This is a genomic window from Candidatus Poriferisodalis sp. (genome assembly GCF_965208925.1).
In the GTDB taxonomy this organism is placed as follows: domain Bacteria; phylum Actinomycetota; class Acidimicrobiia; order Acidimicrobiales; family Poriferisodalaceae; genus Poriferisodalis.
This window is the reverse complement of record NZ_OZ242364.1, coordinates 2,335,749-2,356,273: the sequence shown is the minus strand read 5'-3', so window position 1 is coordinate 2,356,273 and position 20,525 is coordinate 2,335,749. Positions and strand designations below refer to the sequence as shown.

Annotated in this window: 18 protein-coding genes; all 18 read right to left on the bottom strand. The window is 69.6% G+C overall.

The window, feature by feature from the left end:
- Positions 1–33: 33 nt before the first annotated feature.
- The 18 genes from carB to ACOGI5_RS10320 all read right to left on the bottom strand — a co-directional run bounded on the left by carB (position 34) and on the right by ACOGI5_RS10320 (position 20,520).
- Complete coding sequence (carB, locus tag ACOGI5_RS10405; RefSeq protein ID WP_419864351.1) at positions 34–3,402, bottom strand: carbamoyl-phosphate synthase large subunit; 3,369 nt, start codon at positions 3,400–3,402, stop codon at positions 34–36.
- Positions 3,402–4,589 (bottom strand): glutamine-hydrolyzing carbamoyl-phosphate synthase small subunit, encoded by a 1,188-nt coding sequence (gene carA / locus ACOGI5_RS10400; RefSeq protein ID WP_419864350.1) that lies wholly within the window; start codon positions 4,587–4,589, stop codon positions 3,402–3,404. Before carA ends, carB begins: the two co-directional genes overlap by 1 nt.
- Positions 4,586–6,127, bottom strand: coding sequence for a hypothetical protein (locus ACOGI5_RS10395; protein ID WP_419864349.1), 1,542 nt, complete (start codon positions 6,125–6,127; stop codon positions 4,586–4,588). The genes carA and ACOGI5_RS10395 overlap by 4 nt, the downstream gene beginning before the upstream one ends.
- Complete coding sequence (locus ACOGI5_RS10390; RefSeq protein WP_419864348.1) at positions 6,120–7,154, bottom strand: aspartate carbamoyltransferase catalytic subunit; 1,035 nt, start codon at positions 7,152–7,154, stop codon at positions 6,120–6,122. The genes ACOGI5_RS10395 and ACOGI5_RS10390 overlap by 8 nt, the downstream gene beginning before the upstream one ends.
- Positions 7,151–7,696: a bifunctional pyr operon transcriptional regulator/uracil phosphoribosyltransferase PyrR gene (gene pyrR / locus ACOGI5_RS10385; RefSeq protein ID WP_419865469.1), complete on the bottom strand. Its 546-nt coding sequence runs from the start codon at positions 7,694–7,696 to the stop codon at positions 7,151–7,153. The genes ACOGI5_RS10390 and pyrR overlap by 4 nt, the downstream gene beginning before the upstream one ends.
- A gap of 134 nt (positions 7,697–7,830) precedes the next feature.
- A complete protein-coding gene (locus tag ACOGI5_RS10380; protein WP_419864347.1) occupies positions 7,831–8,145 on the bottom strand; it encodes a hypothetical protein in 315 nt (104 codons plus the stop codon).
- A 56-nt stretch (positions 8,146–8,201) separates the two neighbouring features.
- Complete coding sequence (locus ACOGI5_RS10375) at positions 8,202–8,591, bottom strand: hypothetical protein (protein WP_419864346.1); 390 nt, start codon at positions 8,589–8,591, stop codon at positions 8,202–8,204.
- Positions 8,588–9,010, bottom strand: a complete 423-nt coding sequence (locus tag ACOGI5_RS10370; RefSeq protein ID WP_419864345.1) for a hypothetical protein — start codon at positions 9,008–9,010, stop codon at positions 8,588–8,590. The genes ACOGI5_RS10375 and ACOGI5_RS10370 overlap by 4 nt, the downstream gene beginning before the upstream one ends.
- 93 nt (positions 9,011–9,103) lie before the next feature.
- The gene (locus ACOGI5_RS10365) at positions 9,104–9,520 is read right to left on the bottom strand and encodes a hypothetical protein (protein ID WP_419864344.1); all 417 of its coding nucleotides are present in this window, start codon (positions 9,518–9,520) and stop codon (positions 9,104–9,106) included.
- 87 nt (positions 9,521–9,607) lie between these two features.
- The gene (locus ACOGI5_RS10360; RefSeq protein ID WP_419864343.1) at positions 9,608–9,814 is read right to left on the bottom strand and encodes a hypothetical protein; all 207 of its coding nucleotides are present in this window, start codon (positions 9,812–9,814) and stop codon (positions 9,608–9,610) included.
- Positions 9,815–9,893: 79 nt separating this feature from the next.
- Positions 9,894–10,661 carry a type II secretion system F family protein gene (locus ACOGI5_RS10355; protein WP_419864342.1) on the bottom strand — a complete coding sequence of 256 codons (768 nt, stop codon included), beginning with the start codon at positions 10,659–10,661 and terminating at the stop codon, positions 9,894–9,896.
- Entirely contained in the window at positions 10,658–11,431 is a 774-nt protein-coding gene (locus ACOGI5_RS10350) for a hypothetical protein (protein WP_419864341.1), read from the bottom strand. The genes ACOGI5_RS10355 and ACOGI5_RS10350 overlap by 4 nt, the downstream gene beginning before the upstream one ends.
- The gene (locus tag ACOGI5_RS10345) at positions 11,425–13,389 is read right to left on the bottom strand and encodes an ATPase, T2SS/T4P/T4SS family (protein ID WP_419864340.1); all 1,965 of its coding nucleotides are present in this window, start codon (positions 13,387–13,389) and stop codon (positions 11,425–11,427) included. Before ACOGI5_RS10345 ends, ACOGI5_RS10350 begins: the two co-directional genes overlap by 7 nt.
- A gap of 3 nt (positions 13,390–13,392) precedes the next feature.
- Positions 13,393–14,028 (bottom strand): hypothetical protein, encoded by a 636-nt coding sequence (locus ACOGI5_RS10340; RefSeq protein ID WP_419864339.1) that lies wholly within the window; start codon positions 14,026–14,028, stop codon positions 13,393–13,395.
- Complete coding sequence (locus ACOGI5_RS10335; RefSeq protein WP_419864338.1) at positions 14,025–16,490, bottom strand: hypothetical protein; 2,466 nt, start codon at positions 16,488–16,490, stop codon at positions 14,025–14,027. The genes ACOGI5_RS10340 and ACOGI5_RS10335 overlap by 4 nt, the downstream gene beginning before the upstream one ends.
- 110 nt (positions 16,491–16,600) lie before the next feature.
- Entirely contained in the window at positions 16,601–18,604 is a 2,004-nt protein-coding gene (locus ACOGI5_RS10330; RefSeq protein ID WP_419864337.1) for a hypothetical protein, read from the bottom strand.
- 230 nt (positions 18,605–18,834) lie between these two features.
- The gene (locus ACOGI5_RS10325) at positions 18,835–20,070 is read right to left on the bottom strand and encodes a multidrug effflux MFS transporter (RefSeq protein WP_419864336.1); all 1,236 of its coding nucleotides are present in this window, start codon (positions 20,068–20,070) and stop codon (positions 18,835–18,837) included.
- A 24-nt stretch (positions 20,071–20,094) separates the two neighbouring features.
- Positions 20,095–20,520: a transcription antitermination factor NusB gene (locus ACOGI5_RS10320; protein ID WP_419864335.1), complete on the bottom strand. Its 426-nt coding sequence runs from the start codon at positions 20,518–20,520 to the stop codon at positions 20,095–20,097.
- Positions 20,521–20,525: the final 5 nt, after the last annotated feature.

The following is a 20,525-nucleotide window of genomic DNA, read 5'->3' as shown; positions in this document are numbered from 1 at the left end:
CGGCCCGGGGCCGTGACTCAGGCATGCTCGGACTCAGGCATGCTCGCGTCGCATCGACGCATCGAGTTCTGCGTGGAATTCCTGCAGCGGCCGTACGGCCAGATCGCTGGCGAGCCACTCGCGCAGACCGGTTGCTGCGGCACGGGCCGCGGCCACAGTGGTCAGGCACGGGACGTGATGCGTGCGTGCCGCCGCCCTGATGTGGCGACCGTCGATCTGTGCCCCCCGGCCCCTTGGTGTATTGACCACCAACTGGATGCGACCTGCAGCGATGAGCTGCACCGAGTCCTCGCCGGGCGAGGTTTCGTGCCCCTCCACTGACAGCTTCGCCACCTCGATCGCGACAGCAACGCCGTTGTCTCGCAGGTATCCGGCGGTGCCGGCTGTCGCAGCGATGTCGAAGCCGAGCTCGGAGAGCACGCGGGCCGCCTCGAGCCCCTCGGGCTTGTCGCGGTCGGCCAGCGTGAGCAGCACCGTGCCGCCGGACGGGAGAGCGTCGCCTGCGGCGATCTGGCTCTTGGCGAACGCCAGCCCGAAGGTGGCGTCGATGCCCATGACCTCACCAGTCGAACGCATTTCGGGTCCGAGCACGGTGTCCACCGAGGGGAACCGGCCGAAGGGCAGCACGGCTTCCTTCACCGCGACATGGCGCGGTCCTGTCGGCCTCTCGGCGGACTGCGCCGATGCGCCGTCGTTGGGCAGCTGGCCGTTGCGTGACCAGCCGGGCAGCATCCCGTCTGCGACGAGCTCGTCGAGCGTTTCACCTGCCATCACCCGCGACGCTGCCTTCGCGAGCGACACCCCGGTGGCCTTCGCGACGAAGGGGACCGTGCGCGACGCCCGCGGGTTGGCCTCGATCACGAACACCTCGCCGGCCTTGACGGCGAACTGCACGTTCAGCAGCCCCACGACGCCGAGCGAATCAGCCAGCTGCCGGGTATAGGTCACGATCGTCTGCTGGGTCTCGACGCTGAGGCTCGGCGGCGGGATGGCGCATGCGCTGTCGCCCGAGTGCACGCCGGCCTGCTCGACATGCTCCATGATCCCGCCGAGCATCCACGCGCCGGTGCGATCGCGCAGCGAGTCGACATCGACCTCGATGGCGTCTTCGAGAAAGCGATCCACGAGCACGGGTCGTTCGGCCGACAGGCCGCCTTCGCGGCCCAGCGAGGAGAACTGCGCCAGCTCGGCCATGGCGGCGGCCAGCTCGTCGTGGTCGTACACCACGGTCATGGCCCGTCCGCCGAGCACGTAGCTGGGGCGCACGAGCGCGGGAAAACCGATGTCGTCGCAGATAGCTGCCGCCTCGGCCGGCCCGGCTGCGGTGCCGCCGGGCGGCTGCGGGATGGCGAGTGCAGCGCAGAGCGCATTCCAGCGCTCTCGGTCCTCGGCCAGGTCGATGGAGTCGGCAGGAGTCCCGCACACGAGCTCGGCGGGCAGCTGCGATGCCAGCTTGAGCGGCGTCTGGCCGCCGAGGCTCACGATGACTCCGACCGGGTCCTCGGCGTCGATGATGTTCAGGACGTCCTCGGTGGTGAGCGGCTCGAAGTACAGGCGGTCAGAAGTGTCGTAGTCCGTGGAGACCGTCTCGGGGTTGCAGTTGACCATGACGGTCTCGTAGCCGGCCTCGCGCAGGGCGAAGCTGGCGTGCACGCAGCAGTAGTCGAACTCGATGCCCTGGCCGATGCGGTTGGGCCCCGAGCCCAGGATGATCATGCGGGGGCGGGTGCCGGCGCGGATCTCGTCCTCGTCCTCGTAGGTGGAGTAGTGGTACGGCGTGCGGGCATCGAACTCGGCGGCGCACGTGTCCACGGTCTTGAACGTGGCGCGCACGCCTGCTTCGATGCGGGCGGCGCGCACCTCGGCCTCGTCGGTGCGCCACAGCCATGCGAGCTGGGCGTCGGCGAAACCGAGCTGCTTGGCTCGCTTCCACGCCCGCCTCCCGAGCCTGCCGGGACCGCCGGCCGCTGCCAGAGCCGCCCGTTCGTCGGTGACGGCGAGCATCTGGTCGACGAACCACGGGTCCACGCCGGTGATGCTGCTGACCTCGTCAGGATCAGCACCCCTGCGCAGCAGCTCGGCCATCTCGAAGACTCGCTCCGGTGTGGGCGTGCTGATCGCGTCGAGCAGCTCGGCCGTCGTGCGCTCGGCGTACTGCGCCTCGCCTGCGTCGGCATTCAGGCCGAAACGGCCCTGCTCCAGGCTACGCAGCGCCTTCTGCAGGCTCTCGGGGAAGGTGCGGCCGATGGCCATCACCTCGCCGACCGACTGCATCTGCGGGCCGAGCACCGGCGCTGCGCCGGGCAGCTTCTCGAAAGCCCAGCGAGGGATCTTGGTGACCACGTAGTCGATGGTCGGCTCAAAGCTGGCAGGCGTCTCGCCGGTGATGTCGTTGGTGATCTCGTCGAGCGTGTAGCCCACGGCGAGCCGAGCGGCGATCTTGGCGATCGGGAAGCCGGTGGCCTTCGACGCCAGCGCAGAGCTGCGGCTGACGCGGGGGTTCATCTCGATGATGATCTGCTCGCCGTTGACCGGGTTCACGGCGAACTGCACGTTCGAGCCGCCGGTCTCGACGCCGATGCGGCGCATGCAAGCGAAGGCCGCGTCGCGCATCTGCTGGTACTCCACGTCGGACAGTGTCTGGGTGGGTGCGACGGTGATCGAGTCGCCGGTGTGCACGCCCATCGCGTCGAAGTTCTCGATGGAGCAGATCACCACGCAGTTGTCGGCGTGGTCGCGCATCACCTCGAGCTCGAATTCCTTCCAGCCCTTCACCGACTGCTCGATGAGGATCTCGCTGATCGGGCTGGCGTCGAGCCCCTTCGCTGCGGCGGCCTCGAACTCGTCGGCTGTGGTGGCGAAGCCGGTCCCCTCACCGCCGAGGATGTAGGCGGGGCGGATGATGACCGGCAGGCCGATCTCGCCGATCGCCCGGCGGGCCTCGTCCATGGAGTGGGCTATGGCCGAGCGAGCGCACCGGAGGCCGATCTCGGTCATCGCCTGGCGGAAGCGGTCTCGGTCCTCGGCGGTGTTGATGGCCTGTTCGGACGCGCCGATCATCTCCACGCCGTAGCGGTCGAGCACGCCGCTGTTGGCAAGCTCGGTGGCGAGGTTCAGCGCCGTCTGCCCGCCGAGCGTGGGCAGCAGCGCGTCTGGGCGTTCGCGGGCGATGATGGCCTCGAGCACTGCCGCGTCGAGCGGCTCGACATAGGTGGCGTCGGCGAACTCGGGGTCGGTCATGATCGTGGCCGGATTCGAGTTGGCCAGGATCACCCGGTAACCCTCCTCGCGCAGCACCCGGCAGGCCTGGGTGCCCGAGTAGTCGAACTCGCAGGCCTGGCCGATCACGATGGGCCCCGAGCCGATGATGAGGATCGAGCTGATGTCGTCGCGGCGCGGCATCAGCCGGCTCCCCTGCCGCAGCCGGCGCTGGCGCCGTTGCCGCCAGTGCCATTGCGCCTGCGGGCATCTCCCCAGAAGCTCGCCATGAGCTCGGCGAAGCGGTCGAAGAGGTAGCGCGAATCGTGCGGGCCAGGACTGGCCTCGGGGTGATACTGCACGGCGAAGGCGGGCAGGTCACGGCAGGCGAAGCCCTCCAGCGAGCCGTCGTTGAGGCAGACATGGGTCTCGTCCACGCCGGGCACCGAGCCGGACTCGATGGCGAAGTTGTGGTTCTGGCTGGTGATCTCGATGCGGCCGGTGGCCTCGTCGCGCACCGGCACGTTGCCGCCGTGGTGGCCGAAGGGCAGCTTGTAGGAGCGGCCCCCGAGCGCGAGCCCCAGCACCTGCTGGCCGAGGCAGATGCCGAAGATCGGCACCTTGCCGAGCAGGTCGCCGAGCGCGGCGGTGACGCTGCCTGCCATCTGCGGGTCGCCGGGGCCGTTGGACAGGAACACGCCGTCCGGCTCGCGGGCCAGCACGTCGGCCGCAGTGGTATGCGCCGGGACGACCTCGACAGTGGCGATGCGTCCGAGATTGACGGCGATGGCGCGCTTGATGCCCAGGTCGTAGGCGACGACACGCCACGGCCCGTCGCCGGCTGTGTACGACTCGGGGGTGGTGACCTCGCTGACGAGGTCGACGCCCGCGGTGCCGGGCTCGGCTTGGGCCGCGACGCTGAGGCGGCTGAGCGAGTCTTCGTCGGGCGCCGGGCCGAACGCGCCCGGCATGGCGCCGCAGTCGCGGACGTGGCGCGTCAGCCGGCGAGTGTCCACGCCGGCGATGCCGGCAATGCCGTGACCCCTCAGGTAGGCGTCGAGGTCGCCGTCAGAACGCCAATTTGATCTGCGGCGGGCGAGATCTCGGATGACGACGCCGCGGCAGAACGGCCGGCGTGACTCGGCGTCGGTCGGTGTGGTGCCGTAGTTGCCGATGTGGGGATAGGTGAATGCGATGATCTGGCCCGCGTAGGACGGGTCGGTGATGACCTCCTGGTAGCCGGTCATGACGGTGTTGAACACGACCTCGCCCGACGCGATGCCGCCCGTGTCGGGGGAGTCCGATGCCAGGGGCGCGCCGATCATCTCGCCCTCGAAGGTCGTGCCGTCGGCGAGCACGAGCGCTCCGGCGACAGGCCGTGCGGTGCTCATGCGCTTGGCTCCTGTATGAAGCGTTGCCATCTGCGGTGGGCGCGAATTGACGCTCGATCAGCGGCAAGGTCGTCGGGCATCTCCGGGTAGCCAGAGCGAACTGCCCAGGCGCCTTCGATGACGGTCTCGGTCACTTGGGCATTCAAGCGTCGCTCGTGGTGCGGCGACACTCGCGCGAAGGACTTGTCACGGGTGATCTGGGTCCACGGCCGGTCAAGATCGATCAGCACGAGGTTGGCCGGCTGTCCCGGCTCGATCGGACCGCCGCCCAGGTGGGTGACGCCGGCCAGCTCGGCGGGCCGCCACGACAGGGCGTCCAAGGCCGCTTCCAACTCGATGTCGGGGTGGCTCAGCACGATCGCGGCGCAGGTCTCCAACGACGCGAAGCCGGGCGGCGCTTCATCGAAGGGCACGTCTTTGTCGTTCGGCGGCAGCAGCGTGTGAGCGCTCACCACCGCGTCGATGATTCGGTCGTTCACAGCAGCAACCAGCGCAGCCCTGTCGATTGCAGTGCGGTACGGCGGCTCGGCACGCATCAGCGTGTCGAAGCCCGCCGCGTCAGCGTCGATGAACAGCAGATGCTCCGCGGTGACCGATGCCGAGACGTCCAGGCCATCCGATTTGGCAGCTCGCACCAGCTCGACCGTCGCCGCAGCGCTGATGCGGTCGAGGTGCAGGCGGCCGCCGGTGCGGCGGGCCGCGCTGATGGCCGCTGCAGCCGCAGCGTGCTCGGCCTCGGCGGGCTCCCCCACGACGCCCATGCGAGCCGAGACAGCGCCTTCGTGCATCGGCGCACCTATGCCGAGCACCGCACCCGACGGGCGCACTGCCACCGTCGCTCCCAGCGGGGCGGCGTACTGCAGCGCCCGGCACAGCAGCTCCCAGTTCAGCTGGGGACCCGTATCGGTGAACCAGCGGACACCGGCCTCTGCCAGTTCGGCCATCGGTGCAAGATGCTTGCCAGCCCGCTCGGCGGTAACCGTCGCTGCGGGAACGATGTGGCAGCTCGGCGCGGACGCCGCGACGCGACGCAGCTCAGCAAGCTGGCCAAGGCGGTCCAGCGGAGGGTTGGTGTCGGGCTGAGCGATCAGCGCCGTGAACCCGCCTAATGCCGCCGCCATGGCGGTGATCTGCATCAAGTCTTCGTCGACGCCAAGTGGCTCGGCGACGCGTGCGCACAGATCCACGAAGCTTGACGCGACGACACAGCCGGTGGCATCGACGAGAGACATCGTTGCCAGCAGTGGTTCTCCCGCTGCGGCATCGTCGCCGAGCATGGGCCCGAGGTCGTGAACCGCATCGACCCAGGTGTGCGCTTCGCCGTCCGCGCGCTGCCGGTTTGCCTCCAGTTGCGCTCGCTCGTGCTCGACGAAATCGGCGAGCGGATGCTGACCCGGCGCATCCACGCGCACGATGCGGCCGTCGATCACGTGGATGTCGGCGCGCCGACGCCGACCGCGTTCGACGATCTCGCCGCCTGCAATGACAAGCCCCGGCCTCCGCGCCGTCTCGCTCGGCGGTGTCCCCAGGTCAGTCACGGTCGTCGGCTCCGAGTGCGGTGCCCGATCCCACGAGCCAGAACAGCGCTGCCATGCGGACGGCCACGCCGTAGGTGACCTGGCGAGTGACGAGCAGGCGGCCGTCGGCTGCGAGGTCCTCGGCGGTGTCGCCGGCGATCTCAATGCCGCGGTTCATGGGTCCGGGGTGGGTGACCACCGCGCTTCGCCGGAGACGATACGCCCGCTCGAAGGTGAGGCCGTAGCGGGCGACATACTCGGGAATCGAGCCGATCAGCCCGTCGATCATGCGCTCGCGCTGGCAGCGCAGCAGCCCGACCACGTCGAGCTCGTCGAGCACATCGTCGAGGTGGTGAGTGATCTCGACTCGCTTGGCGTCGTCAGGCGGCAGCCAGCCGTCGATCCACTCCCGGGGTTGCGCCGGCAGCAGCGTGGGCGGGGCGACGAGCACGATGCTGGCGCCCAACGCGGTGTACGCCTCGATCTCGCTGCGTGCCACGCGGCTGTGGACGATGTCGCCGACGATGCCGATCCGGCGGCCTGCCAGCGTCGGCACATCGGGTGCGGCCGTGCCCGGCGGCTCATCGGGCATCGGGCAGAAGTGGCGCCAGAGGGTGTAGGCATCCTGGAGGCCCTGGGTGGGGTGGGCGTGCCAGCCGTCGCCGCCGTTCAGCACGCTGACCCCGTCTCCCACCCAGCGGGCAACCTGGGCGGGAACGCCCGAACTGCGATGGCGCACCACCATCGCGTCGACGCCCATCGCCTCGATGGTCTCGACGGTGTCGCGCAGCGATTCGCCCTTGGCGAGCGACGAAGACGACGCCGAGAATGTCAGCACATCAGCCGAGAGCCGTTTCGCGGCGGTCTCGAAGGCGAGCCGGGTGCGGGTGGATTCCTCGAAGAACAGCGTGGCCACGGTGCGCCCGCGCAGGGCAGGCACCCTGGGGATCGGTCGCTGGCCGACCTCCACGAAACGGTCCGTGAGCGCCAAGAGCTCAGAGATTCCCTCGGTGCCGAGCTCCTCCAGCGTCAGCAGGTGCCCGCTCACTTGCGCATCTCCCCCAGCAGCACGCCCTCGAGCGTGACGTCCACCATCTCCTCGCGGCTGGTGGGCAGGTTCTTGCCGACGAAGTCGGGGCGGATCGGCAGCTCGCGGTGGCCGCGGTCGATCACCACGGCGAGCTGCACGGCTCGCGGCCGCCCGAAGTCGTTGAGGGCATCGAGCGCAGCGCGGATGGTGCGGCCGGTGAACAGCACGTCGTCGACCAGCACGACGGTCATGCCGTCGAGGTCGAAGGGGATGTCGGTGACGGCCTCGGCCATGACCGGGCGCAGGCCGATGTCGTCGCGGTGCATGACCACATCGAGCGTGCCGAAGGGCACATCGGTGCCGTCGATCTCGAACAGCAGTCGCACGATGCGCAGCGCGATCTGAACGCCGCCGGTCTGCAGGCCCACCACCACGACGTTGTCGAGGCCCTGGTTGCGCTCGATGATCTCGTGGCCGATGCGGGTGAGCGCCCGATGGACCCCGCTGGAATCGAGAATGGTGGTCCGGGCAACGAAAACGCCCCCATACGGGGGCGTCATGCGTCGCTCGCGGTCTGCCACGCGCAGGTCCTTCCTGTCCGTACGAGCCTCACCGGACCCGCTTCACGGTCAGAACCGCACCCTAGCGCGGAGGCCTCACCGGGCGGCGCGCTTTTTCGTGGTCGACGAGCCGCTCAGGGTCGCTGGCCTGCGGCCGCGCCCGCCTCTGCCTGCTGGGCTTCGCCGGAACCGTACTCCTCGCATGCTTCCCGCTCGTCCAAGCCGAGAATCTCCCCGATCCGGTGCCAAGTGGCACCGTCAGCGCGCGCCCTCCCGACTGCGTCGGCGATTTCACGTTCGCATAATGCTCGGGTCCGCGCGGCGCGCTCGAGCAGGTACTCGGCGACCGGAACCTCCTCTAACTCGGAGGGATCGATGCCCTCGAACCAAGCCGCCAGCTCATCTGCCTGCGAGAGGGTTTCCTCGACCGAACGGCGAGCTGTGCTCATCTCAGCAACCTACGCCGTGCTTGAGCGCGCTCGGCGCGATGGATGGGGTCACGGCCTCACTGCGCAGAGTTCGAGGCCGGGCAAGTGGGGAGGATTGCTCCGGCCAGATCGGCGACGTCGAGCGCTTCGAGGCTGAGCGCGTGGCGACCGTGTGCTGGGGCGAGGCCCTGAAGCAGCACGGGAGACCAGTCCAGCGATACGTCGGCTTGGACGGCATCGCCGCGACGGCACACGGCGCAGGCCGGCGCGGCGCAGCCCGGCGGAAGCGTGCAGCGCCGGGAACTGCTGCCGGCGGCTGCGCATGAGTCGAGCGTGCTGGTGGCGACCCGGCGGGCCTCGTTCGCGGCGTGATTGCGCAGACCAATGGCTTGGGCAGTGTCAGCTGCGGCTGCGCTGAACAGCGCGCACATCGCAGCCAGCGCCAGCGCAACGAGCGGTGTGCTCATGATCCCGCAGCTGGCTGCTCTGGCACTGGAACGGCCGCTCGGAAACGGACGGTTTCTGCGAACAACGGCGAGACCGCCAGCGGGCACACCACGTCGACGCTGACTGCCACCGGCTCGGTACGGCCCGGCAGGCGATGCACCGACGCCGAGACGCCGTAGCGAGCGTCGGTGGTGTCGCAGTCGGAGATGGCAGCGGCACCGACGATGCGTCCGGCGATGCCTGCTGCATGGCCGTCCAGCGCAGCGTCGGTGATGCCAGGCGGTGGTGACGCGAGTGCGCTGGCGGCGTACTGGACAGCCTCTACGCCCGCAGCGCGGACGCTGGCAGTGGCGCGAGTGGCGTCGCCCGAATAGTCGACCAGCCAGATGCCGAACACCAGCAAGGTCGCCACGCTCAGCATCCCGACGCTCTCATCCATGCGCCGGTCTTCCCCACCCGAACACCCCACCTGAATGTACCGCGATGCGTCGCGGCCCATGTGCCTGGCTCCGAGACGGAACCGCCTCGTCGCTCAGCACGGTGGTGCCACCGGCGCTCGCAGCGCCGCTCCCTCGGCCGACGGCGGACGGCGGCAGGCAACACCGAGCGCGCCGGTCGACCCGAGCCAGCCCGCGGATTCGACGCGCACCGCGACGATCACCGAGCAGGTGCCGTCGGCACGCAGCTCGACAGCCGTGGGCTGGACGGCGGCAAGCTGCGCGGTGCGGTCCACGGCTGCTCTCGCTGCGATGGCCCCCGCGCCGGCTGGGAGGTTCGCCTCCGTGCAATCCCAGCCGGGCGGCACCAGGTCGGTGACGGCAATGGCCGCGGCGTCGGCAGCGCCCTGCGCCGCGGCAGCGCCCACCTGGTGAACGAACAGCGAGATCACCAGCGCCATGAACACCGCCAGCACGCTGAACAGCCGCAATATCGAGAGCGAGCTGTCCATCGAGGATGCAGACCTCTGTCGATGCGCTCAATGGGCGCAGATCGGCACGGCAGTGGCTGACACGAGCCAGCTCGGTCTCACAGCTAGCTAGCCGCACTTCGGGGTGTTGCTGTCGTCCCAGCTACCACCGACCGCGGCACACAGCTCCGAAGTTGTGATCTTGGACTTGTCGACGCTGCTGTCGTGAGCTTGGGGAGCGTTGTTGCCGAGAGTGGTCCACATCACTGTCACCACCAGAATCGAAGCGGCGACGGCGGCGGCGATGAAGATCAGCTTGGTGACGGGTGAATCCATGTTTCTGCTCCTTGCCCGCTCCTGCGGGCGGTCGGGTTCGGGGCGTTGGGGGTCTCGCATGCGGCGCTCATCGGCTGCCTCACACCGAGGGCAGGGTCATGACGATGGTCACCATGACCACGGCGGACGCCACTACGGCGAGCAGCGAGGCGGAGGCGCCGACCGAGCGGCCGAGGCGGTCGATGGACTCGCGGCGGCGGTCGTCCATGGCTCGCACGACACGGTCCAGCACGCGGTCCAGCAGTTGCGATGCCGCCGCGCCCGAGCGCTCGGCAGCGTCCACCGTGCGCAGCAGCGATGCGGTCGGCGAGTCGGCCAGCTGCGCCGCGACAGCCGACAGCGGGTCACGTCCGCCAAGCACCGCCGCGTTGACGGCACCCGCCGCCGGCGCGAACGCTGGATCGCTGACGCGCTCGGCTGCGTCGAGCACAGCGACGCTGATCGGGTGCCCTGCCGCCACGAACAGCCGGATGCGGCGAAGCCACAGCAGCACGGCACCATCCAGCCGACGACGATTGCCCGACAACGCCGAGCTTGCCACCAGCCCAGGTACCGCCCAGGCGACCGCAACCGCTGCCAGCAACGACCATGCCAACGCCAGCGCGGGCGACGCAGCGGCCTCCGCGGAGAATCGGCTGCTGGCAACGAAGGCGATGCCGACAGCGCTCACGGCGACCACCGTCGCCAGCACGGCCAATCGTGGCGTGGTCCAGCCCAGCGCGGCCAGTCGCCGACGGTTGCGGCGACGCCGCTCGCTGCCCGCAGCCAATCCCACCGCCGCGACGGCGCCCATCCCCACGAGGATCCAGAACACGAGCACCCCCAGCGACGGCGGAACCACGCTCACCGGGTCAGCTCCCAGGCCGAGGCCAGCGGGCGGGCGCAGATCGCTGCCGCGATGGTGATGGCCGCGAGGCCGACCCGTTGGCCTTGAGGCCCGATCAGCCACGCCCAGGCATCGGGACTCACCAGGGCGCTGCCGAGGGCGACCGCCGAGCCCAGTACGGCCGACAGGCCGAGCTGGGGCAGGTTCGCCGCGACGTGACGGTGGAAATGGCGCGCGGTGGCTGCGTCCTCGGCTGCTTCGGACTCGAGCACACCCAAGATGGGCACCCATTCGCCGCCGCTCGACGCGGCAACAGCAACAGCGTCGGCCAGCCATGCTGCGACAGCACCCTCGGTGCCCGCCGCGAACTGCTGCGCGGCGGCATCCACGCCCGCGCTGCGGCATTCATTGACGAACCGGGCGGCCGTGTCGGCAATGGGGCCGGTAGCGAGTGGCGCCGCAGTCTCGAGCGCATCGACCACGGTGCGCGAGACCTGCGCTTGATTGGACAGGATCGACGCGAACTGCGCCACCGATTCCGCCGCGGCGACGCGGCGGCGACTGCGGACGATGGCCGCCGCGCACCAGGCACAGATGCCGACGACTGCACCCGCTAGGCCGGCGGCGGCGGGTCCGAACGCCAGTCCGGCGACGAAGGCCGCTGTGCCGCTTATCGCCCACGGCCAGCGCGTCGGGCTGCCGTCTCGGCGGCGCTCGGGGGCAGCACCCGCGAGCACCAACCACAGCGCCGCAGCGCAGCCGGCCGCCCCGAGCGCCGCGAGCCTCAGCACGCGCCGTCCTCGCCAACGAGCGGTTCGTACGCCGGCGGATCGTCGATCGGCACGAGCGGGCCCGGATCCCACAGAACGCCACCACGCTGTGCACCGCTGCGCCGCGTCGGCTGGAATGCGGGCGCATCATCCTGCGGCGTGACCGGCGCAAGGACGGCTGTCGACGCGGCGGTCTTCTGCGGCGCAGGTGCCTGCACCACAGGCACGGCTGATGACGGCACGGCGGTGGCGGCGGACTCAGGCATGGATCCCTCGTCGGATGCGCGAACCGCCGGAGGCGATGCGGCTCCGGCGGGCTCGGATGCCGCGAGATCCGGAGTCACCGGGACGTCGACGATCTGGGAATACGCGGTTGGCAGTTCGGCGTCGCCGCCGGCCTCGGGAAGGCCAGCGGACGCATACACCTCCGCTATGCGGCCGGCAGGTCGGCCGGCCGGGGTAGCCCATCGGTCGCCCGGCCGCAGCGCCCACAAGCATGTCGTCGAGATGACTCCGGTGAGATCATCGATGCCAGTGAGCTGGGTCACGTCAGCGACGATGCGCTCCCCGGCGTCATTGCGGCCCATCCAAACGCAGAGATCGACTGCAGCTGCAATCTGACGGCGCGCGTAGTCGGGTTCCGCTCCTTCTGAGCAGGCGTACGCCACCAGCTTCTCCAAGACGCCCTTGCCGGGCTGCGAGTGGAGCGTGACCAGGCACCCGTCCAAGCCCGAGGACATCGCATCCAGCAGCGCCTCGCAGCCCTCGCCGCGAATCTCCCCCACTACCAGCTTGGCGGCATTTGCCCGCTTGGCATCGCGTATGTGATCGGCCATCGAATGACGGCCGTGGCCGTCCTGATTGGCATCGCGTGTCAGCCGCTCGTAGGTGTTGGGATGGATGCCGTACTCCGCCAGCCGCAGCTCTGGCGTGTCCTCGATGGTGTCGATGCGCTCGTGGTCGGGCACTGCGGCGAGCAACGCCTGGCACAGCGTGGTCTTGCCGCCGCCCATCGCAGCCGCCACCACCACGTTGGCCCGCACCCTGCCCGCAATGGCCTCGATGAGCACGCTGCCGAGCTCGTTCGATGCGATGCCGAGATCGTCGAGACGCATCCGGCCCGCCATGTTCGAGCGGAGCACGACGTTGGGCGGGCTTGTCACGAACGCCTCGGCGTGAAGGCGCCAGCGGTCGCCGACCCGCACGTCCAGCCGGGGGTCCAACTCGTCAAAGCGCTGGGGTCGATCGCCGGAATAGCTCGCCAGAAATCGCACTGCCTCGATGAGGTCGTCATCGGCAGCGAACGGCGATGGCCGTCTCTCCACCCGGCCGTCCGCATACTGCACGAGCATCGACTCCCCGCCTCGTATCTGAAACTCCTCGATGTCAGGCTCGTCCAGCAGCTCGGAGAGCGCGTCGGTGGCGGCGCGCGCAGCGGTGCGGCGCCGCACCGCACCGTCGGTACGGTCGAGTCGCTGCGGGGCGCATGCCGATGACGCCAGCGAGCGCCCCAACCGGTGAAGCTGCCGGTACGCGCCGCGGGTTCCGACCCGCTTGATGCGCACCACCCGGTTCGCATCCAGCGCAGCGGACAATTCGCCGGTGGGATCTCCGCGCCCGCCGTCTGCGCCCGGCAGCCACACTGCGGTGCGTGGCACCCCGCGCGACACCGCGGCGTGCCATGCATGGGCGGCGTGAGGGCTGCCGGCTGGACGGGTGGCGGCACGAGCTGCGGTCACGCCGAGCAGCAGCACCACCTCGCTGGACGCGGCCGTCGCGGCAGCGATGGCATCGGACTCGACGTCGCTGGTCAACCACACCACGTACGGCTCCCCGCCCTCGTCCGGGCGCGGCATCGACACCACGTCGGCGGCGAACCAGATCTGGCCCGCAACCGCAGACAGACCAGCCCGCATCGCATCGCGCACCCAGTCGCGAGTCGCTGGATCCAGGGCGTCATCGCACAGCACGAGCAGCACTGCTCAGCCTCCCGCCGATCGGCACTGGGGCCAGCCATCGGGCGGTGCGGGCCACACCACAAGCCCGTCGATGTCCGCGGCGCTCGCGTAGCGTGCAGCGCCCGCTGCATCGACGTGAACCACGATGCTCCCCTCGGCGCCGCCCGCCAGAGTTGTCACGTCGAGTGCGCAGCCGCCGAGCACTCCGGCCACGACAGCATGACTGCCGGCTCGGGGGCCCGGTGGCGGCCATGCGGAGGTGTCCGCCCGCAGGCGCATGACGGTCTTCGCGCCGGCAGCAGCCTCAGGCGGACCCAGCAGGGCTGGCGTGACGAAGGTACCTGCGGGGACATCGAAGGCCGTGACGCTGCCCGCCACCTCGTCAGGATCGGCGAACTGGTCGGCAAGATCTTGCGGGACCTCTACCGCGTCGAAGGCACCTGGCGGCTGGCCGGCGAACCACGCCTCGGATGTCACCGCCACGAGCGCCTGTGGCGACCCCTGGTGCGGACGCCCCCACAGCCAGATCGCCGCCACGACAACCGCCACGATCACTGCCGAGACCCCGATCCGCCACGGCTCGATGCCGTGTCGCGTCATGCCGGGCGCACCGGTGAGCTGCTCCTCGGGTCCGAAGCCAGGCCGAGCAGACGCCGTCACGGCCGCTCTCCGCTCTGCGCGACAGTCACGCGGCCGTCTGCGTAGTCCCCGATCGAACGTATCCAGTCCACGCCCGACGCGAGCGGCACCCAACATGGATCGTTGCCACCGGGCTCGCTGCCGCTTCGCAGCCCCGAACCTGATCGGACCGGTGCGCCCTCCAGTTCGAAGCAGACGCTCGCGCCCCAGGCGTACGCCGCCGGGTACGCGAGCACCCATCCGCACAAAGCAGCTGCGCTTGCGCCCGCGGCGTCACTAACTGTGCAGACGACCTCCGCGGGTACTGCACCGGGTCGATGCCACTGGCGTACGAGCAGGCGTTGATCTGCGCTCAGCGCATCCCATCGCATGACCAGATGCCGGGTGCTCGCACCCGCCTCCATCGCGCGGCGCTCGGCAGCCACCCATGGCCGCTGATCCGCCCAGGAGACGCGCACCCACGTGGCGATCCACCGGCACCCGTGCTCAGAGACGTCTACCGCTCCGCGGATCTCGGCCCAACCCTGTCCGGGAGCGACTTGCAGGTAGTGCCCACCGCCGGGAAAGTGCCGCTGGGGCGAACGCTCAGAGTCGGCAGAGCGAACGTGGGACACCCACCTCAGTCCGCCGAGAGCGTCAGCGGCCGCAGTCGTCGGAGGAACCGTTGCGCACTCGTCATCGGGAGGCACCGTGGTATGCGTCGGCGGGATCTCGTCGGTGCCGCCGTCGTCATCATCGCCGTCGTCCTCGTCGAAGTCGTCGTCGTCCTCGGTCTTTTCCTCGTCGTCCTCGGTGTCGTCGTCTTCCTTGTCCTCTTCCTCGTCGTCCTCGTCTTCGGTGTCGTCGTCTTCGTCGTCCTCTTCCTCGTCATCTTCGGTGTCGTCGTCTTCGTCGTCCTCTTCTTCGTCGTTCTCTTCTTCGTCGTCCTCTTCCTCGTCGTCCTGGATCTCGTCGTCATCCTCGTCATCGCCTGCGTCGTCGCCGCTCTCGGCGTCCTCGGTGTCGTCATCGACGGGCCGGCAGGCGTAGTCATACGAGCCGTTGATGCGCGTTCGCACGTACGGCGGCAAGGTGCTGAAGCTCGAGCAGTCGAAGATGCACACCCGGTAGGTCTCTGAACCGCGAGCTGGGTGGGCATGCTCTTGAATCTGGGTTCCCGTGAGCTCCCCGATTGCCGGGCAGTAGGTGCGGATAGTCGTTTCTTCACAATCGCCGGGGGTCGTGCACTTGCTGAGCAGATCGCTGCCGGTGACACAAGTGCCCCCGTGATCGGGGCGGTAGGTCGTTCCCTCGATGTCATCGCAGATGTCAGGGTCGCTGTCCCATGTACGGCCCGGCAGCTTGTCGCAGGACACGTACGACAACAGGCCGTCTGCACACCGATGAATGCCCAGCTCGGCGAGCCGCTCATCGCTCTCGCCGGCCAGGTGATGCAGCGGCCGCGCGTTGCCATCGAGACTCTCGTCGGAGCCGCCGCTGTCGTCCTGCTCGGCGCCGGTGTCGGTGCCGGAGCCAGGCGCCGTCGACTGGCACGTCAACACGGACGGCCCGACGCCGCCGAGCGCATCGCCGTAGCGGGGTACAGATCCGGCTGGACAGCTCTGCTGTGCCGGCGCGGACGGCCCGCCCAGGAAGGTGCGCTGGCACTGACTGCCCACTGCCTGCCAACCCGCCCCGCACGGCCCCTGCGTCGCCGGCGATGTCACCCACTCGGTCACCGTCTCGTAGACGGGCTCCGTGGTGTAGTGGATCGTCGGCACCCGGTCCCAGTAGCCGGTCTCGCGTGTCTCGTAGACCGGATCCTCCCGCCAGTAGCCCGGGATGGTCGACGTGCGGGTCGTCCGCCACTCGTAGACGGGCACCTCTGTCGTGAGGGTCTCAGTGATCGGCGGGCCGGGAATGCAGCACTCGAGACGCGTGCGGGTCTCTGTGTGCGTGTCGGTGACCGTTTCGTTCCAGCACTGCCGACCGGCGAACGGGTCGAACGAGCATCGCCGCACAACACGCTTGGTCTCGACCTGCACCTCGTAGCTGACCTCGTAGAGCACATCGGGCCCGGGGCGGGTCACTGTCTTCGACTCGGTGCGAGTGCCCACCTGCACCCGTACGGGCGGCACCAGCGGCTCGATCATCGTCTTCGGCGGCACCCAGACGCGATTCGTGCCGGTCTGGACCGTCTCGGTGCCGGTCGGCACCCACACGTTTGCATACGTCGTGTGGCTGTAGACCCGCCTCGTCCGCCCGGTGTTCACGGTCTTGGTCACCTTGGTCTGGCATTCATGGCCGCCGTAGTGGCCGCTGACCTTGGTGGAGCCCGCCGGGCAGTACGAGGGGCGCAGCGCAGTCTGGGTGTGCACCGTCAGGCACTTCCCGCTGGCACGGTCGAGCACCATGTTGCCGCTGCAGCTCAGCACGGGTGCCACCGACGTCTGTGCGCCGGCGGAATCGTCGAGAGCAAATGCGACGATGAGCGCAGTCACCACCGCGACACCGCCCGCAATCCAGTGCCGTACGGCTCGAGTGTGTCCGGCACGATCGATTCGGGACTCGGTCGCCGCCGGGGGCCGGGGCGAGGCTGCCGCCGTGCTGCAGATCATGACGGCGCCCCCGCGGTGCTTCCGGCGGGCGCGTCGCCCCGTGCCTCGGCCCCAGACGGCTGCCCAGCCAGCGGGTCGGCCGCGGGCCACCAGAACTGATCGGTCTGCGGCGGCCAGCCGGCGCCGGGGCACGGCGGCATGGGACGCGGATAGGCATGCCCATCGGCAGCGAGCGGGAGCGAGCGCGGCGGCCACGGCTTCTTCGCCCGCCGCTCGACCGGCCGAGCAAGCGCCTCGTCGATGAGGTCAGGATCCGCATGACAACCGAGGACCTGCTCGAGCGATTTGAATGGCGAGAGGTACATGCGCTCGTGCCAGCTCGCACCCGGTTCCCAGTGTGTGGCCGAGAGCTCGCTTGTCACTTCGGGCGCAGCTGCCGCCGCTGCGGCCAGCACCGACCACTGCTCGGGAGTGCAGTGCGACGCCAGCTCCCCTCGCCGCAGCTCGCCATCGACCAGCGCGCCGACCGGGATGCCGGTCTCGCACCAGAATCCCAGGTGCCACCCGTGATCGCGGTGGGCTCGCCACACCTCCTGCTGAGGCACCGCGACCCACTGACGCACAGCAATCCACTGATTGCGCACACCTGAACCCCAAGCGCGGGGTTCGCTCCAGTCGATGGTCGCTGCCTGAGTGTCCTTCTCGCCCTGCAGCCACCGCGTTGCGTGGGCGAAGGCGTCGCTGTCGCAGTCGCCCTCGAACAGGGCATTTCGCAGCACCCGGTAGCTGAGCCGGGACCATGTGAGCCACATGGCCTCGACATGCGCACCGTGATCGGTGCCGGCGTCGAGACGTTCGCCCGTCGATGCGTCCAGCAGGAAGGACTGCCCTGATGGATGGCAGATCACCGCCAGTGCGTGCCCGGCTGCACTCAGATCGGCTACCCAGGCTCGCTCGACGGGGGGCGTCGTGAACTCGAGCCGCAGACCACGAGCCCACAGCGACTCGAGCTGCAAGGTGCGGTGCGAGGTGGTGTAGATGCCCGGGATGATCGTGGCCAGATCGCTGCAGGCTTCCCAGAGGGTGGCGGGGCCACTGCTGACAGCGGCGTGCCCGATGATCGAGTCCGTGACCGCGCCCTGGGCGGCTCGCCGGGTGAGCCAGCGCTTCGCCGGCACCGACCAGTCGCCGGGGAAGAATCCCGCGTCAGTCAGGCTGTGGCCGCCGAGAGCAAGCTCCATCGGCTCGCCGGGGCTGTAGACGAGCAGCTTGGCGACCTCGTTGACCGTCGTACCCCACGAATGCATCGGTCGCCCCCCGGGCGAGCGCATCCCGGTGATGAACGCTTCGATGGCCGCACCGGCCCGTTCCTGCTCGGCGTCTGTGACACCCGGATTCGCGCCGAGTGAGGCGGGTGTGGGATGCGGAGGGCACAGCGATACGTGGTCGTAGGCGACGCTGCGATCCGCATGGATGCGGGTTTCGTAGTCGAGCCCCGCTGGATCTATTGCCAGCTCCCACGCCGTCTCGGTACCTCCGCGACGTCGAGCTGCCCGGGTCCCTTCGGCGAATGCTGTCCGAGCTTCCGGCAGGTAGGGCGGCATCGCTTCCCATTGCGCCCGCTGACGGACGACGTAGTCGTAACCCCGCCCGACATCGTCGAGCAGTTTCGAGTGCGAGCCCACGGCGGCCGGCTGGAGCTGCCGTACCGGGTCGAGATGCGGCTCCGGATACGTCGGCCAGGGGACCCAGACGCGGCCGCCGCCGATCGCTACGGCCGACTGCAGTTCGAGCGACGGGAGATGCGCTCGCGAGCTCGGGTACCCGCCGTTGCCCGCAACGATCAGCCGTGCCTCGCCGGCGGGTTGATCGCCCAGCGCTGAGCGCTGCTCTGTGTCGACGCTGTCGGTGCCGCCGATGGCGTCGCCGGCGGCGGCCGAGATCGACGGGGCAGGATCGACTGGTTCTCCGCCGTCGTCGCTGCACGCTGCCACGAGCGCCCCGACAACGGCTGCCAGCAGTCCCAGTGCGGTCAGGCTGCGGCGCCTTCGAATGGCCATCGCTCAGCTCCTGCGAACTCGTCGTGCGAAATCGTCTTCGCGGTCATCGCGTTCGGTCGGGATCGCCGCGAAGAGTCGATGCGAGTTCTAGGCGCGTTGTTTCAGATGATTCCAATGATTTTCAAGATATGTGATGTACACGGCAGAATCGCTGCGGTCTGGCACTTCCTGCGAGCGCGATGGACTGGCCCCGCTGCTGCGGCGCGCAGGCACGAAAGCAGCCGCTGGCCCTAGGCGCCGGCGGCGAATGATGACGGCCGGTGGCGGCGGGCCCACAGGGCGAAGCCGAGCCCGATCGCCCCGTAGCCGGCATACGCAGTGACCAGCGGGGTCACCGAGCCGGCGATCATGCGGTCGATGAGCAGGGCGAGCACTGCGCCGCCGCCTGTCGAGATCGTGCCGATCACCGCCGATGCGGTGCCGGCCAGGTCGCCCATCGGCCCCATGGCCTGGGCCTGCATCAGCGGGTTGACGAACGTGCGCACAGCGTTGATCACCACGATCACCGCGAACCAGCCGAAGAACGACGGCTGGCCCCCGGCCTGCCACGACCACAGCGCCAGCCCCGCCGACATCGCCACCGTGGCCGGCAGCAGCGTCACGATCATCCGGTCGGCGCCGATCGTGGTGACCAGCCGGCTGCCGGTGAACACCACCAGCCCCATGCACACGCTCATGCCGGCGAAGTAGTAGGCGAACACGTCGCCGCGGCCGTACACGTCATCGAACAGGAGCTGGCTGCTGCCCAGAAAGGCGAAGAACGAGCCCATGTCGAACATGACCGCCAGCGCCGAGCCGATGGTGAGCTTGTTGGTGAACACGGCGACGATGGCCTCGCGCGTGCGCGCAAGGGTGAGGGGGCGTCGGCGCTCAGACGGCAGCGACTCGGGCAGCCGGATGATCCACAACGCCAGCACCACCGTGAGCACCATCGGCGCGCCCATCACCCAACGCCACGACCCGAGGGCCAGCACTGCTTGGCCGAGCAGCGGCGCAATGGCGGGAACCACCATGAACACCGCTGCCACCGCCGACAGCACACGGCCCAGCCGGTCGCCCTCATAGAGGTCTCGGCCGATGGCCAGCGACAGTGCGCGGGGCCCGGCGGCACCGATGCCCCAGATCAGGCGACTGGCGATCAGCACGCCGAACGTGGGCGCCAGCGCTGAACCAAGCGCCCCCAGGGTGTAGAGGGCCAGGCCGGCGTACAGCACCGGCTTGCGGCCGAAGCGGTCGGTGAAGGGGCCATAGAGCATCTGCGCGCCGGCCAGGCCGAAGAAGTACAGCGTGACCGTGAGCGCCACCCGGGGCGAATCGGCTGCGAGACCGAGACCCAGCCGGATCTCGGTGAAGGCGGGCAGCGCCATGTCGATGCCCAGCGCCGTGGTGGCGCTGATGGCGCCCAGCAGGAAGACGAGTTCGCGTTCGGCGATCCGTCGCGGCTGCGGATCGCCTGCCGGGCTCACGTGTCGGCCGTCACGATCCGGCCATCACCGGCCGTCGACTGCGGCGGCGAGCACGCCGTTCACCAGGGCCCCGCTGCGATCGGTGGCGCCCAGCCGGTGTGCCAGCTCGACGGCCTCGTTGATCACGACTGCCGCGGGTGCCGCCCCTCGCTCCAGTTCCAACAGGCCCTGCAGCAGGATGAGCCGGTCGCACACGCCGAGGCGCTCCGGCGTCCAGCCCACGTTCAACAGCCCGGCGAGCCGCCCGGTCAGGATCTCGCGCTGGGCGTCGATGCCGGTGGCCAGCTCGAGCGCGAACGGGTCCAGATCGCTGATCTGCTCGGCGAGCACATCGGCCAGCTCGCACGACTTCATCTCGGCCTCGTACAGCAGCTCCACCGAGCGCTGGCGCGCCTCCCGGCGCCGGGTCGGCTCGTCGGGAGCGGCGAACGGGTCGCTCGGGCGGCTCATGGCTG

Bases quoted from the DNA above. Each gene is read 5' to 3' on its own strand.
- ACOGI5_RS10360 (WP_419864343.1), bottom strand. From the start codon at position 9,814: ATGGATTCACCCGTCACCAAGCTGATCTTCATCGCCGCCGCCGTCGCC.
- ACOGI5_RS10375 (WP_419864346.1), bottom strand. From the start codon at position 8,591: ATGAGCACACCGCTCGTTGCGCTGGCGCTGGCTGCGATGTGCGCGCTG.
- pyrR (WP_419865469.1), bottom strand. From the start codon at position 7,696: ATGACGCCCCCGTATGGGGGCGTTTTCGTTGCCCGGACCACCATTCTC.
- ACOGI5_RS10370 (WP_419864345.1), bottom strand. From the start codon at position 9,010: ATGGATGAGAGCGTCGGGATGCTGAGCGTGGCGACCTTGCTGGTGTTC.
- carB (WP_419864351.1), bottom strand. From the start codon at position 3,402: ATGCCGCGCCGCGACGACATCAGCTCGATCCTCATCATCGGCTCGGGG.
- ACOGI5_RS10320 (WP_419864335.1), bottom strand. From the start codon at position 20,520: ATGAGCCGCCCGAGCGACCCGTTCGCCGCTCCCGACGAGCCGACCCGG.
- ACOGI5_RS10330 (WP_419864337.1), bottom strand. From the start codon at position 18,604: ATGGCCATTCGAAGGCGCCGCAGCCTGACCGCACTGGGACTGCTGGCA.
- carA (WP_419864350.1), bottom strand. From the start codon at position 4,589: ATGAGCACCGCACGGCCTGTCGCCGGAGCGCTCGTGCTCGCCGACGGC.
- ACOGI5_RS10365 (WP_419864344.1), bottom strand. From the start codon at position 9,520: ATGGACAGCTCGCTCTCGATATTGCGGCTGTTCAGCGTGCTGGCGGTG.
- ACOGI5_RS10380 (WP_419864347.1), bottom strand. From the start codon at position 8,145: ATGAGCACAGCTCGCCGTTCGGTCGAGGAAACCCTCTCGCAGGCAGAT.